The organism is Streptomyces sp. NPDC046805 (assembly GCF_040645355.1).
In the GTDB taxonomy this organism is placed as follows: Bacteria; Actinomycetota; Actinomycetes; order Streptomycetales; family Streptomycetaceae; genus Streptomyces.
In genome coordinates this window covers 313,188-325,785 of record NZ_JBEYYC010000002.1, presented here as the reverse complement: position 1 = coordinate 325,785, position 12,598 = coordinate 313,188, and the positions used below count along the sequence as shown (strand labels likewise).

Sequence of the window (12,598 nt, the reverse complement as noted above, 5' to 3'; positions counted from 1 at the left end):
TCACCATGGCACCCACACCTGCCGGCAACCGCGGCACCCGCGTTCACGTGGTCAGCGACGTGCACGGCAACGCGCGTGACCTGGCCCGCGCCGGAGAGGGCGCCGACGCCCTGATCTGCCTCGGTGACCTCGTGCTCTTCCTCGACTACGCCGACCACTCGCGCGGCATCTTCCCCGACCTGTTCGGCGTGGAGAACGCCCACCGGATCGTGGAGCTGCGCACCGCCCGCCGGTTCGAGGAGGCGCGGGCGTTCGGCGCCCGGCTGTGGGCGGGCATCGGCACCGACCGGCGCACCGCGATCGAGCGGGCGGTGCGGGGGCAGTACGCCGAGATGTTCGCGGCGTTCCCGACGCCGACGTACGCGACGTACGGAAACGTCGACATCCCGCCCCTGTGGCCCGAGTACGCCGGTCCCGGCACGACGGTCCTCGACGGCCAGCGGATGGAGATCGGCGGCCGGGTCTTCGGCTTCGTCGGCGGCGGCCTGCGCACGCCCATGCGGACGCCGTACGAGATCAGCGACGAGGAGTACGCCGCGAAGGTCGAGGCGGTCGGCGAGGTCGACGTGCTGTGCACGCACATCCCGCCGGAGGTCCCCGAGCTCGTGTACGACACGGTGGCGCGCCGCTTCGAGCGCGGCAGCCGCGCCCTGCTGGACGCCATCCGCCGCACCCGGCCCCGCTACCACCTCTTCGGCCACGTCCACCAGCCGCTGGTGCGGCGGATGCGGATCGGGGCGACCGAGTGCGTGAACGTGGGCCACTTCGCCGGGAGCGGCCGGCCGTGGGTGCTGGAATGGTGAGCGGCCGTCCGCAGGGGGCGGAGCCCGGTTGCCGGCGGCGTGTGCGGACGGCGGTGAACCCGGCCCGCGGGCCGCGCGGTAGCCTTCACGCTGCACACGCGTGCGCACGCACGCGTGCCAGCGATCTCACTACCGGCCCGCATCTGGAGGAGCCACCGCGATGGCGGAACACACCAGCTCGAGCATCACGATCGAGGCGGCACCGGCCGACGTCATGGGGGTGATCGCCGACTTCGCCCGCTACCCCGCCTGGACCGGCGAGGTGAAGGAGGCCGAGGTCCTCGAGACCGACGCACAGGGCCGCGCCGAACAGGTCCGCCTCGTGATGGACGCCGGCGCCATCAAGGACGACCAGACCCTGGCCTACACCTGGACCGGCGACCACGAGGTCTCCTGGACCCTGGTCAAGTCCCAGATGCTGCGCTCCCTCGACGGAACGTACCTGCTCAAGCCGGCCGGCGCGGGCGCCACCGAGGTGACGTACCGGCTGACGGTGGACGTCAAGATCCCCATGCTCGGCATGATCAAGCGCAAGGCCGAGAAGGTCATCATCGACCGCGCGCTGGCCGGGCTGAAGAAGCGCGTGGAGTCCGGAGAGCTGTAGAGCGGCATCCGCGGACGGTGCGCGCAGGTAGCGTTCACCCTTATGCGCACCATCCTGATCACGGGCCCGGGCGGCAGCGGCCGGACGACCGTCGCCGCGGCCACCGCCCTGCGCGCCGTCGGCGAGGGCACCAGCACCCTGGTCCTGAGCGCCGACCGCACCGATACCCTCGGCGCCGCACTCGGCACGCGGACCGGACCGGTCCCCGTCGACGTCTCACCCGGCCTCACGGCCTGGCGCCCCGACGCGGCCGAGGGCTTCCGCGAGGACCTCACCGCGTTCCAGACCCGAGCCGCCGGCGTCCTCGACCTCCTCGGCGCCTCCCGCCTGGACGCCGAGGAGGTGACCCCCCTGCCCGGCGCGGAGGAGCTGTCCTTCCTGCGCGCACTCCGGGACGCCGCCCTGTCGGAGCGCTACGACCTCCTCGTCGTCGACCTCCCGCCCACCCCTCAGGCTCTCGCCCTGCTCGCGCTGCCGGAGGAACTGCGTCGCTACCTGCGCCGGCTGCTCCCGCCCGAGCGGCAGGCGGCCCGCGCCCTGCGCCCGGTCCTCGGCCGGCTCGCCGGCGTTCCCATGCCCGCCGAGTGGCTGTACGACACGGCGGCTCGCTGGGACGTCGAACTGGCCGCCGTGGAGGCCGTGTTGGCCGACCGCGCCACCACCGTACGGCTGGTCGCCGAGCCCGGTCCGGCCGGCGCCGACGCCGTACGCGCGGCCACCCTCGGCATCGCCCTGCGCGGACTGCGCACCGAGGCCCTCGTCGCCAACCGGGTCCTGCCCGAGACCGCGTCGGACGCCTGGCTGGCCTCGCTCCTGGCCCAGCAGCGCAAGGCCCTGGCCGACTGGCGGGAGCCGCAGGAGCCGTACCGGGAGCGGCAGCCGGCGTACGACGTCCACGAGGTCGCCCACCTCGGCCGCGACCCGCACGGCGCCGACGACCTCGCCGCGCTCACCGTGCCCGGCGTCAACCCGGCGCCCACCCCGGTCGAGTGGCGCGTCAGCGACCGCATCTCCGACGACGGCGTGCTCGTGTGGCACATCCCGCTGCCCGGCGCGATACGCGATGACCTCGACCTGATCCGGCGCGGCGACGAACTCGTCGTCACCGCGGGCCGGTTCCGCCGGATCGTTCCGCTGCCGTCCGCCCTGCGCCGCTGCACCGTCGCCGGGGCCGCGCTGCGCGAGGGCGAGCTGCGCATCCGGTTCGCGCCGGATCCGGATCTGTGGCCGCGGGGGAAGTGACGGCGGCTCTCGCCCGGCGTCGGAGCGCCGGCCGCACGCGGTGAACCACGTACGCCCATTCGGGTAACGTCGGAGAGACGAACCGTAGTCAGGAGTCCGCCATGAGCGAAGAGCGCCCCGCACCCGACGCCTCGGAGCCGGAGCCGGCGCCGGAGGCGGTCGACGAGGTGCGGGCGACCGACGCCGATGCCTGGGCCACGGCCTGCGCCGAGGACCTCGCGGCGGAGAAGGCCCGCCGCCGGGCCGAGCAGGGCCCGCCCCCGGGCTCGGCCGCCGAGGAACTGCGCAGGCTCGTCGACGCCGTCGCCGACAAGCTGTCCGACATCCAGTCCCCGCTCCTCGGGGCGGTCGCCGGGCCCGCCGCCCAGCAGGCCGTACGACAGGCCGTGCAGCAGGCCAAGGCCGCCGTCGAGCCCGTCATAGAGCGCAACCCGGACGTCTTCGACCACCTGGCCGCGGCCGGTACCGAGCTCCTGGCCGCCTACCGCTCCGCGGTCCAGTCCCAGGAGCGCCGGTGGACGTCCCGCACGAGCGATCCGAAGGGCGACCGGACCGGCCCGGGCGACGAGAGCGACCGGGGCGACGGGCCCGACCGGGGCGAGGGCACCGGCCCCGGGGAACGCATCGACCTGGACTGAGAGCCCTCCGAGGCCCTGCCGTTGCTTCCCGCCCGCCCTCCGGACGGACGTCGGGAAGCCCACGGCAGGGCCTCGGGTACGGTTGGCCCTAGCGGGGCTCGACCGAAACTGAGGGATTCATGGGACTCACCATCGGCGTCGACATCGGCGGCACGAAGATCGCGGCCGGGGTGGTCGATGAGGAAGGCAACATCCTCTCGACCTTCAAGGTGCCGACCCCCACCACGCCCGAGGCCATCGTGGACGCCATCGCCTCGGCGGTGGAGGGTGCGCGCGGCGGACACGACATCGTCGGCGTGGGCATCGGTGCGGCCGGCTACGTGAACCGGCAGCGCTCCACCGTCTACTTCGCGCCCAACATCGACTGGCGCCAGGAGCCGCTGAAGGAGAAGGTCGAGGCCCGTGTGGCGCTGCCGGTCGTCGTGGAGAACGACGCCAACGCGGCCGCGTGGGGCGAGTACAAGTTCGGCGCGGGCAAGGGCCACCGCAACGTCATCTGCATCACGCTCGGCACCGGCCTGGGCGGCGGCATCATCATCGGCAACAAGCTGCGCCGCGGCCACTTCGGCGTGGCCGCCGAGTTCGGCCACATCCGGATGGTCCCGGACGGCCTGATGTGCGGCTGTGGTTCGCAGGGCTGCTGGGAGCAGTACGCCTCCGGCCGCGCCCTGGTCCGCTACGCCAAGCAGCGCGCCAACGCCACCCCCGAGAACGCCGAGGTCCTGCTCGGCCTCGGCGACGGCACCCCCGAGGGCATCGAGGGCAAGCACATCTCCATGGCCGCCCGCCAGGGCGACCCGGTCGCCGTCGACTCCTACCGCGAGCTGGCCCGCTGGGCCGGCGCCGGCCTCGCCGACCTGGCCTCCCTCTTCGACCCGTCCGCCTTCATCGTCGGCGGCGGCCTCTCCGACGAGGGCGAGCTGGTGCTCGACCCGATCCGCAAGTCGTACAAGCGCTGGTTGGTCGGCGGCAACTGGCGCCCGGTCGCCGAGGTGATCGCGGCCCAGCTGGGCAACAAGGCCGGCCTGGTGGGCGCGGCGGACCTGGCCCGGGAGCCCGACCCGATCATGTGACGCGCCTCGTCCATCCGACGCCCGCCGATTCCCGTACGGGGACGGTGGGCGCCGCCGTATCCGGGCCTCGTACAGGACGTGGCCGCGTACATTGACCCACATGCCGTCCACGCTCCCGCCGCTGCCCAACTCCCGCACGGACCCCGACGGTTCCGCCGTCGTCCGCGTCCTCAGCTACAACATCCGCTCGATGCGCGACGACACGGCCGCCCTCGCCCGCGTGATCTCCGCCTGCGCCCCCGACCTGGTCCTCGTCCAGGAGGCCCCCCGCTTCTTCCGCTGGCGCAAGAAGCTGGCCCGGCTCGCGGGGGCGTCCGGTCAGGTGGTCCTCTCCGGGGGCGCCACCGCCGCGGGACCGGCGATCCTCTGCAGCCTCCGGGCGACCGTCGAGCGCACCGAGGACGTGCTTCTCCCCTTCACCCCGGGCCTGCACCGGCGCGGCTTCGCCACGGCCGTCGTACGGTTCGGCGGCACCCGGCTCGGTGTGCTCAGCTGCCACTTGAGCCTGCAGAAGGACGAGCGGTACGAGCAGGGCGGCATGCTGCTGGACCGGCTGGCCGGGATGGGCGTGGAGCACGCGGTCGCGGGCGGCGACCTCAACGAGCGCCCCGGCGGCCGCACCTTCCGGCGGCTGGCCGACGGACTGCGGGACTGCCGGGCCGCCGCACCCTGGGGGGGCGAGTACACCTCGACGCCCACCGACCCCCATCAGCGCATCGACGCGATCTTCGCGACGAAGGGCATCGAGGTGCTGGGCTGCGGGGTACCGGCCGGTCTTCCGGGCGTCACGGACGCAGACCTGAGGGCGGCCACGGACCACCTCCCGGTCCTGGCCGCCCTCAGAATCCCGGTTGCCTAACCGCTCACACCACGGCCCCGCGTCCCGGATCGTCGTCCTCGTCGTCGTCCGTGCGCATCCGCGTCACCAGCGTGACGAAGCCGCCCAGGAAACCGCCGATGCCGAGCGTCGCCAGCCACCAGGTCATGTCCCAGTCGAGCAGCACCGCGAGCAGCAGCAGGACCGGGCCGCCGACCACACCGAGCCAGGCGAACTTGGCCGTCGTGTCGGCCGTGGGCAGCGGCGGCGGCTCGGGCGGCACGAAGTGCCCCTCGTCGTCCTCGTCGAAGTCGTCGTCCGACGACTCGGGCGACGTGTAGTCGCGCGGGCCTATCCCGGGCGCGAAGGACACGGAGCTGCCCGGCGGCCCCGCGGACCGGGGCCGCTCCTTGCCGTTCTCGTCCCTGTCGCCGTCGCTGCTGCCGTCGGCGTTCCCGGCGTCGGTGTTGCCGTCCGTGTCCATGTCCATGTCCGTGTCGGGCAGCGCGAGATCCTGGACCGGCCGGAACGGCTGGGCGCCCGGCGGGTCCGGCGGCTCGTCGCCGTACCCCGCGACGATCGCCGCCCAGGCGGCCTCCTCGTCGAAGGGCACGCCCCTCTCGTCCGGCTCGCGGCCCTCGCGGTCGGAGTCGTGCTCAGCCAACTGCGGCCGTCCCTTCCTTGCCGTGCTTGCCGACACTGGGTGCGAGCCGGCCGATGAAGGCGAGGCTCTCCTCGAAGATCCGGTCCGCGTCGTGGTCCAACGTCGCCACGTGGTAACTCTGTTCCAGCACGACCTCCGTCACGTCCGTCGAGGACACCCGGCCCAGGACGCGGGCCGAGTCGGCCGCCGGCACCACGTGGTCCTGTGCGCTGCGCAGGAGCAGCAGCGGCTGGGTGACCTGCGGAAGCTCCCGGTCCAGCAGGCGGAAGTACGTGCGCAGGGAGTGGGCCGCGTGCAGCGGCACCCGGTCGTAGCCGAGCTCCGCGGCGCCCTCCAGCGCGATGTCGCTGGCGATGCCCTTCGTCGTCCGCACCAGGTGCCGGGCCACCGGAAGGGCGTACGCGGACAGGCCGTGCACCTTGTTCGCCGGGTTGACGACCACGGCTCCGGCGACCGCGTCCCCGTGCCGGGCCGCCAGCCGCAGGGCCAGCGCACCGCCCATCGACAGGCCCGCCACGAACACCCGCGTGCAGCGCTCGCGCAGGGCGTGCAGCGCGCGGTCCACCTCCGCGTACCAGTCCTGCCAGCCCGTGAGCTGCATGTCCTCCCAGCGCGTGCCGTGTCCGGGCAGCAGCGGAAGCGACACGGTCAGGCCGTGCGCGGCGTGGTGCTCCGCCCACGGGCGCAGCGACTGGGGCGAGCCGGTGAAGCCGTGGCAGAGGAGGACCCCGACCTCTGTGCCGCCGTCGCGGCGGTACGGCTCGGCTCCGGGCAGAACCGGCACCTCGGTTCTCCTGTTCGTGAGAAGGACGTGATCGACGGGCACGACGTGAGCGGCGTGCACGATGTGTACGACTCCAGGTGCCCTTCACCGTACGCGACCGCACTGACACCGACCAGGGTCGTCGGGTCCTTTCACGGCGCTCCGGGTTAAGGTCTGAGCGACGGACACGGGAGGCAGTGGGTTGTTGTACGGCGCGATGAAGGTCGCCATCGGGGTGCCGCTGAAGGTCGCTTTCAGACCCTGGGTGGAAGGCGCGGAGAACATTCCTGCCGAGGGCCCCGCCATTCTGGCGAGCAATCACCTGTCCTTCTCGGACTCGTTCTTCCTGCCCGTGATGCTCGACCGCAAGGTCACCTTCATCGCGAAGGCCGAGTACTTCACCACGCCCGGCGTGAAGGGCCGGCTGACGGCGGCGTTCTTCAAGGGCGTCGGCCAGCTCCCGGTGGACCGCTCGGGCGCGCGCGGTGCGGGCGAGGCCGCCATCAGGAGCGGCATCGAGGTGATCGAGCGCGGCGAGCTGTTCGGCATCTACCCGGAGGGCACGCGCTCGCCCGACGGCCGCCTCTACCGGGGCAAGCCCGGCGGTCTCGCACGCGTGGCGCTCGCCACGGGCGCGCCGGTCATCCCGGTCGCGATGATCGACACCGAGAAGATCCAGCCGCCCGGCCAGGTCGTCCCGAAGCTGATGCGGCCGGGTATCCGGATCGGCCGGCCGCTGGACTTCAGCCGCTACCGGGGCATGGAGCACGACCGCTTCGTGCTGCGCGCGGTGACCGACGAGGTCATGTACGAGATCATGAAGCTCTCCGGCCAGGAGTACGTCGACATGTACGCGACCGCCGCCAAGCGGCAGATCGCGGAGGCGGCGAAGGCGCAGAAGGCCGAGAGGGCGGGAAAGAAGAAGTCGGAGGCCTAAAGGCGGAGTTCGGGCCGGGGGCCGGGGGCGGACAAGCAAAAAGGTGGGGGAACATGCCCAAGCGCGAGCGGGTCATGACGATGTCGGTCGAGCAGCCGCTGTGGCGCGCGCTCGCCGCCTACCGCGTCCTCACGGTGCTGTACGCCATCGGCCTGGCCGTCAGCGGGCACGACCACTTCGTCCGCCCCTGGCTGGCCGTCGCCTACTTCTCGTTCCTGCTCCTGTGGACGCTGGCCACCCTGCCCAAGGTGGCGGGCGCCGTGAGCTGCACCAAGCGGTTCCTCGCCGCCGACCTGACGATCGCGCTCGCCGGCATACTCCTCACCCCCTTCGCCGACACCCACGACCACATCCTCGACGGCGGCCCGACCCTGCCGTCGATATGGACCGCCGGCTCCGTGCTGGCCTTCGCCCTCAAGGGCGGCTGGCGCTGGGCGGCGTTCGCCTCGACGGCCGTGGCCTGCGCCAACCTGATCGAGCGGGGCGCCCCGGCCCGCGACACCGTGCACAACGTCATCCTCGTCTGCATCGCCTCCATCGCCCTCGGGTACGTCGTCGAGGTCGCCCGCGCCTCCGAGCGCACCCTCGCCCGCGCCCTGGAGATCGAGGCCGCGACGCGGGAGCGGGAGCGGCTCGCCCGGGACATCCACGACGGCGTGCTCCAGGTGCTGGCGATGGTGCAGCGCCGGGGAGCGGTGATCGGTGGGGAGGCGGCCGAGCTGGGACAGATGGCCGGCGAGCAGGAAGTGGCGCTGCGCACGCTGGTCTCCGGCGGACTGGTGCCGGTCTCCCGGGTCTCACGTGACGCGGCCGAAGGGGCGGTCGTAGAGGCCGTGGAGGAGCCGGCCGACCCCACCGCGCCCGTCGACCTGCGCACGCTGCTCGCCCCGTACGCCGGAGCCCGCGTCGCCCTCGCCGAGCCCGGCGCCCCGGTGCCGCTGCCGCCCCGCGCCGCGAAGGAGCTGGCCGCGGCCGTGGGCGCCGCCCTGGACAACGTCCGCCGGCACGCGGGGGAGGGCGCCCGCGCCTGGATCCTGATCGAGGACGAGCCCGGGAAGGTCGTCGTGACCGTGCGGGACGACGGCCCCGGCATCCCGGAGGGCCGGCTCGCGCAGGCCGAGGGCGAGGGGCGGCTCGGGGTGGCCCTGTCGATCCGGGGGCGGCTGCGCGAACTGGGCGGCAGCGCCGAGCTGTTGTCGGTGCCCGGCCAGGGCACGGAAGTCGAACTGAAGATACCGAAGAACGCCGGCACGGCACGGGGGAAGGCGGAGAGGCGATGACGCGGCAGCAGGGACAGGCCACGATCAGGGTCATGGTGGTCGACGACCACCCCATGTGGCGCGACGCGGTCGCCCGGGATCTGGCCGAGTCCGGCTTGGAGGTGGTCGCCACCGCCGGTGACGGCGAGCAGGCGGTGCGCCGCGCCCTGGCCGCCGCGCCGGACGTCCTGGTGCTCGACCTGAACCTGCCCGCCAAGCCCGGCGTCCAGGTCTGCAAGGAGCTGGTCGGAGCCCTCCCGGCGCTGCGCGTCCTGGTGCTGTCGGCGAGCGGCGAGCACGCCGACGTACTGGAGGCCGTGAAGTCGGGCGCCACGGGCTATCTGCTCAAGTCGGCTTCCACCGAAGAGCTGTTGGACGCGGTGCGCCGTACCGCGGTGGGCGACCCGGTGTTCACGCCCGGCCTCGCCGGTCTGGTCCTCGGCGAGTACCGGCGGCTGGCCGCCGAGCCCGCGGCCGTCCCGGACGCCGACGAACCGAAGGCGCCGCGGCTGACCGACCGCGAGACCGAGGTGCTGCGCCTGGTCGCCAAGGGCCTGAGCTACAAGCAGATAGCCGAACGCCTCGTCATCTCCCACCGGACGGTCCAGAACCACGTCCAGAACACCCTCGGCAAGCTCCAGTTGCACAACCGGGTGGAGCTGGTGCGCTACGCCATAGAGCGCGGGCTCGACGAGGGGTGAGAGGACGTCAACCAACCGCTCGACAATTCACCGGAATTGCCCTCCCCGGTCATCCCTGAGTGACCTGTGTCACCATTAGCGTGGCCGTCGGCAGGCAACCGCGGTGAAGGGACATATCCATGCGGGTCGGAGTACTGACCGGAGGCGGCGACTGCCCCGGGCTCAACGCCGTCATCCGGGGCGTCGTCCGCAAGGGCGTGCAGGAGTACGGCTACGACTTCGTCGGCTACCGGGACGGCTGGCGCGGCCCCCTCGAAGGCGACACCGTCCGCCTCGACATCCCCGCCGTGCGCGGCATCCTCCCCCGCGGCGGCACCATCCTCGGCTCCTCGCGCACCAATCCGCTGAAGCTGGAGGGCGGCATCCGCCGCATCAAGGACAACCTCGCCAAGCAGGAGGTCGACGCGCTCATCGCGATCGGCGGCGAGGACACCCTGGGCGTGGCCGCGCGGCTGTCCGACGAGTACGGCATGCCCGTCGTCGGCGTGCCCAAGACCATCGACAACGACCTCTCGGCCACCGACTACACCTTCGGTTTCGATACCGCGGTCGGCATCGCCACGGAGGCCATCGACCGACTGCACACCACCGCCGAGTCCCACATGCGGGTCCTGGTCGTCGAGGTGATGGGCCGGCACGCCGGCTGGATCGCCCTCCACTCCGGACTCGCCGGCGGCGCCAACGTCATCCTCATCCCCGAGCACCGCTTCGACATCGAGCAGGTGTGCGCCTGGGTGACCTCCCGCTTCAAGGCGTCGTACGCCCCGATCGTGGTCGTCGCCGAGGGCGCCATGCCGAAGGACGGCGACATGGTGCTGAAGGACGCGTCACGGGACTCCTTCGGGCATGTGCGCCTGTCGGGTGTCGGCGACTGGCTGGCCGCGGAGATCGAGCGGCGGACCGGCAAGGAGGCCCGCACCACGGTCCTCGGACATGTCCAGCGCGGCGGCACCCCGAGCGCCTTCGACCGCTGGCTCGCCACCCGCTTCGGCCTGCACGCCATCGACGCGGTCCGCGACGGCGACTTCGGCAAGATGGTCGCCCTGCGCAGCACCGACATCGTCCGCGTCCCGATCTCCGAGGCCACGGCCAGGCTGAAGACGGTGGACCCGAAGCTGTACGACGAGGTCGGCGTCTTCTTCGGCTGATCCTCTCAACCCCCGTACGTCACGGCCGAGTTGCGCGGCACCGCACCGGTGTCGCGCAGCGCGCCCGTCAACTCCCGGACGATCGCGGCCCCGTTCAGCGTCAGGATCGACTCCGGGTGGAACTGGATGCCGGCGAAGCCGGGTCCCTTCAGGGCGTGGACCTCGCCGTTGTCCGCACGGCTCACCTCGACCCCGTGCGCCGCCAGTTCGGCGAGGGCCTCGTCGTCGCACCGGGCCGTGAAGCTGTTGTAGAAGCCGACGGTCTCGGTCCGCCCGAACAGGTCGAGCGTGGTCTGCGCTCCCTGGTACGGCACTTCCTTCCGTACGATCTCCAGCCCCAGCTCGGCCGCGATCAGCTCGTGCCCGAGGCACACGCCGAGCACACCGTGCCGGTGCGTCCCGATCACCTCCGCCGTCAGGTCCCGCAGGAACCGCATCTTGGGGTCGGCCAGGTCGGAGGGGTCACCCGGGCCGGGGCCCAGGACGACCGGTCCCTCATGGGCGAGGACCGCGTCCCGCAGGCCGGGCTCGTCGTAGCGCCGGACGGTGACGTCGAGGCCGCCCGAGCGCAGCATGTGCGCGAGCATCGCCGTGAAGGTGTCCTCCGCGTCCACGACCAGCGCATGGCCGTCGAGGCCGTCCGCGGGCTCCTGCATCCGCAGCCAGAACGGCGCCAGCGAGGCCCGCCGCCCGTCCAGCGCCGCCCGCACCCGCGGGTCGTCGGCGAGCCGGGGCCGCGCCCGCTCCTCGCGCGGCCGGGACGGCCGTACGCCGAGCGCCGCCAGCACGCCCGCCGCCTTGGCGTGGGTCTCCGCCACCTCGCTCGCCGGGTCCGAGCCCCGTACGAGCGTCGCGCCCACGGAGACCCGCAGCCGTCCCGCCGCGTCGATGTCGGCGGTGCGGATGAGGATGGGGGAGTCCAGGGTCTGGGCGCCGCCGGAATCGCGGCCGAGGAGGGCCAGCGCGCCGGCGTAGTAGCCGCGGCCGCCGGCCTCGTGCCGCTCGATCACCCGGCAGGCGTTCTGCACCGGCGAGCCGGTGACGGTGGCGGCGAACATGGTCTCCTTCAGGACCTCCCGCACGTCCAGGGAGGACTTGCCGCGCAGCTCGTACTCGGTGTGCGCGAGGTGCGCCATCTCCTTCAGGCGCGGGCCGACGACCACCCCGCCGCGGTCGCCGACGGTGCACATCATCTTGAGCTCCTCGTCGACGACCATCGACAGCTCCTCGATCTCCTTGCCGTCGGCGAGGAACTCCAGCAGATGCTCGGGCGTCGGGCCGCCGACCGGGTAGCGGTACGTCCCGCTGATCGGGTTCATGACGACCGTCCCGCCCGACATCCGCACATGCACCTCGGGGCTGGCCCCGACCAGGGTCCGGTCCCCGGTGTGCACGACGAAGGTCCAGTACGCCCCACGCTCGCCCTCCAGCAGCCGCCGGAAGAGGCTCAGGGCGTCGGCGCGCCCGAACCCGGGGACCTCGCCCTCGTACGTCCGCCGGATCACGAAGTTCGCGCCCTCGCCCCGCCCGATCTCCTCGCGCAGCACCCGCCCGACGATCCCGGCGTACTCCTCGTCGCCCACGTCGAAGCCCCCGCCGTCGACCCGCACGGCGTGCTCCGGGAGCTGCGCCAGCGCCTCGGCGAGCGGGATCTCATGCGACTCCTCGGGCGTCAGCACCGCCAGCGGGGTCCCGTCGTCGCGGACGTCGAAGCCGCGCTCCCGGATCTGCCGGAACGGGACGAGCGCCAGGCCCTCGTCGGGCAGCTCGGCGAGGCGGTCGTACGTGCTCACCGGCCCGACGAGCACCTCCACCGTGTTCTCGTCGCGCCCGGGCGTGCGGCGGCGCAGCAGGGCGAAGGGGCGGGGGTCGTGCAGCAGGTCCAGGAGGTTCATGGGGGTCCGTGTTCTTTCCTGACGGAGTGGACGGACGGCCCCGGAAACACCGAA

13 protein-coding genes are annotated in these 12,598 nt (G+C 73.0%); 10 read left to right on the top strand and 3 right to left on the bottom strand.

From position 1 onward, the window contains the following. Positions 1–5: 5 nt before the first annotated feature. The 6 genes from ABZ910_RS04260 (at position 6) to ABZ910_RS04235 (ending at position 5,219) form a co-directional block, all read left to right on the top strand. On the top strand, positions 6–803 hold the full coding sequence (locus ABZ910_RS04260; RefSeq protein ID WP_361358924.1) for a metallophosphoesterase: 798 nt from the start codon (positions 6–8) through the stop codon (positions 801–803). 160 nt (positions 804–963) lie between these two features. After that, positions 964–1,407 (top strand): SRPBCC family protein, encoded by a 444-nt coding sequence (locus tag ABZ910_RS04255; protein ID WP_361358921.1) that lies wholly within the window; start codon positions 964–966, stop codon positions 1,405–1,407. Positions 1,408–1,449: 42 nt separating this feature from the next. After that, positions 1,450–2,649, top strand: coding sequence for an ArsA family ATPase (locus ABZ910_RS04250; protein ID WP_361358919.1), 1,200 nt, complete (start codon positions 1,450–1,452; stop codon positions 2,647–2,649). Positions 2,650–2,750: 101 nt separating this feature from the next. Beyond that, positions 2,751–3,287, top strand: coding sequence for a DUF5304 domain-containing protein (locus ABZ910_RS04245; protein WP_361358916.1), 537 nt, complete (start codon positions 2,751–2,753; stop codon positions 3,285–3,287). Between the two features lie 119 nt (positions 3,288–3,406). Continuing rightward, positions 3,407–4,360 carry an ROK family glucokinase gene (locus tag ABZ910_RS04240; protein WP_361358913.1) on the top strand — a complete coding sequence of 318 codons (954 nt, stop codon included), beginning with the start codon at positions 3,407–3,409 and terminating at the stop codon, positions 4,358–4,360. A gap of 100 nt (positions 4,361–4,460) precedes the next feature. Further along, entirely contained in the window at positions 4,461–5,219 is a 759-nt protein-coding gene (locus tag ABZ910_RS04235; protein ID WP_361358910.1) for an endonuclease/exonuclease/phosphatase family protein, read from the top strand. 4 nt (positions 5,220–5,223) lie between these two features. On the opposite strand, the gene ABZ910_RS04230 is transcribed toward ABZ910_RS04235, so the two are convergent. Further along, positions 5,224–5,841, bottom strand: coding sequence for a hypothetical protein (locus ABZ910_RS04230; RefSeq protein ID WP_361358907.1), 618 nt, complete (start codon positions 5,839–5,841; stop codon positions 5,224–5,226). Continuing rightward, positions 5,834–6,625, bottom strand: coding sequence for an alpha/beta fold hydrolase (locus tag ABZ910_RS04225; protein WP_361358904.1), 792 nt, complete (start codon positions 6,623–6,625; stop codon positions 5,834–5,836). The genes ABZ910_RS04230 and ABZ910_RS04225 overlap by 8 nt, the downstream gene beginning before the upstream one ends. 196 nt (positions 6,626–6,821) lie before the next feature. On the opposite strand from ABZ910_RS04225, the gene ABZ910_RS04220 reads away from it, so the two are divergent. From ABZ910_RS04220 to ABZ910_RS04205, 4 genes are all read left to right on the top strand, one after another. Further along, positions 6,822–7,541, top strand: coding sequence for a lysophospholipid acyltransferase family protein (locus ABZ910_RS04220; RefSeq protein WP_361358901.1), 720 nt, complete (start codon positions 6,822–6,824; stop codon positions 7,539–7,541). A gap of 53 nt (positions 7,542–7,594) precedes the next feature. Then, the gene (locus tag ABZ910_RS04215; RefSeq protein ID WP_361358898.1) at positions 7,595–8,821 is read left to right on the top strand and encodes a DUF5931 domain-containing protein; all 1,227 of its coding nucleotides are present in this window, start codon (positions 7,595–7,597) and stop codon (positions 8,819–8,821) included. Continuing rightward, entirely contained in the window at positions 8,818–9,501 is a 684-nt protein-coding gene (locus ABZ910_RS04210; RefSeq protein WP_361358895.1) for a response regulator transcription factor, read from the top strand. The genes ABZ910_RS04215 and ABZ910_RS04210 overlap by 4 nt, the downstream gene beginning before the upstream one ends. A gap of 119 nt (positions 9,502–9,620) precedes the next feature. After that, the gene (locus tag ABZ910_RS04205) at positions 9,621–10,649 is read left to right on the top strand and encodes a 6-phosphofructokinase (RefSeq protein ID WP_361358892.1); all 1,029 of its coding nucleotides are present in this window, start codon (positions 9,621–9,623) and stop codon (positions 10,647–10,649) included. 5 nt (positions 10,650–10,654) lie between these two features. Here the strand turns inward: ABZ910_RS04205 and ABZ910_RS04200 are convergent, their stop codons facing one another. Continuing rightward, positions 10,655–12,544: an anthranilate synthase family protein gene (locus ABZ910_RS04200; RefSeq protein WP_361358889.1), complete on the bottom strand. Its 1,890-nt coding sequence runs from the start codon at positions 12,542–12,544 to the stop codon at positions 10,655–10,657. Positions 12,545–12,598 lie beyond the last annotated feature (54 nt).

What these genes read in the sequence shown, in the direction of transcription:
- ABZ910_RS04215 (WP_361358898.1), top strand. Translation starts at nt 7,595, where the DNA reads ATGCCCAAGCGCGAGCGGGTCATGACGATGTCGGTCGAGCAGCCGCTG.
- ABZ910_RS04205 (WP_361358892.1), top strand. Translation starts at nt 9,621, where the DNA reads ATGCGGGTCGGAGTACTGACCGGAGGCGGCGACTGCCCCGGGCTCAAC.
- ABZ910_RS04255 (WP_361358921.1), top strand. Translation starts at nt 964, where the DNA reads ATGGCGGAACACACCAGCTCGAGCATCACGATCGAGGCGGCACCGGCC.
- ABZ910_RS04250 (WP_361358919.1), top strand. Translation starts at nt 1,450, where the DNA reads ATGCGCACCATCCTGATCACGGGCCCGGGCGGCAGCGGCCGGACGACC.
- ABZ910_RS04220 (WP_361358901.1), top strand. Translation starts at nt 6,822, where the DNA reads ATGAAGGTCGCCATCGGGGTGCCGCTGAAGGTCGCTTTCAGACCCTGG.
- ABZ910_RS04200 (WP_361358889.1), bottom strand. Translation starts at nt 12,544, where the DNA reads ATGAACCTCCTGGACCTGCTGCACGACCCCCGCCCCTTCGCCCTGCTG.
- ABZ910_RS04245 (WP_361358916.1), top strand. Translation starts at nt 2,751, where the DNA reads ATGAGCGAAGAGCGCCCCGCACCCGACGCCTCGGAGCCGGAGCCGGCG.
- ABZ910_RS04235 (WP_361358910.1), top strand. Translation starts at nt 4,461, where the DNA reads ATGCCGTCCACGCTCCCGCCGCTGCCCAACTCCCGCACGGACCCCGAC.
- ABZ910_RS04260 (WP_361358924.1), top strand. Translation starts at nt 6, where the DNA reads ATGGCACCCACACCTGCCGGCAACCGCGGCACCCGCGTTCACGTGGTC.
- ABZ910_RS04210 (WP_361358895.1), top strand. Translation starts at nt 8,818, where the DNA reads ATGACGCGGCAGCAGGGACAGGCCACGATCAGGGTCATGGTGGTCGAC.
- ABZ910_RS04240 (WP_361358913.1), top strand. Translation starts at nt 3,407, where the DNA reads ATGGGACTCACCATCGGCGTCGACATCGGCGGCACGAAGATCGCGGCC.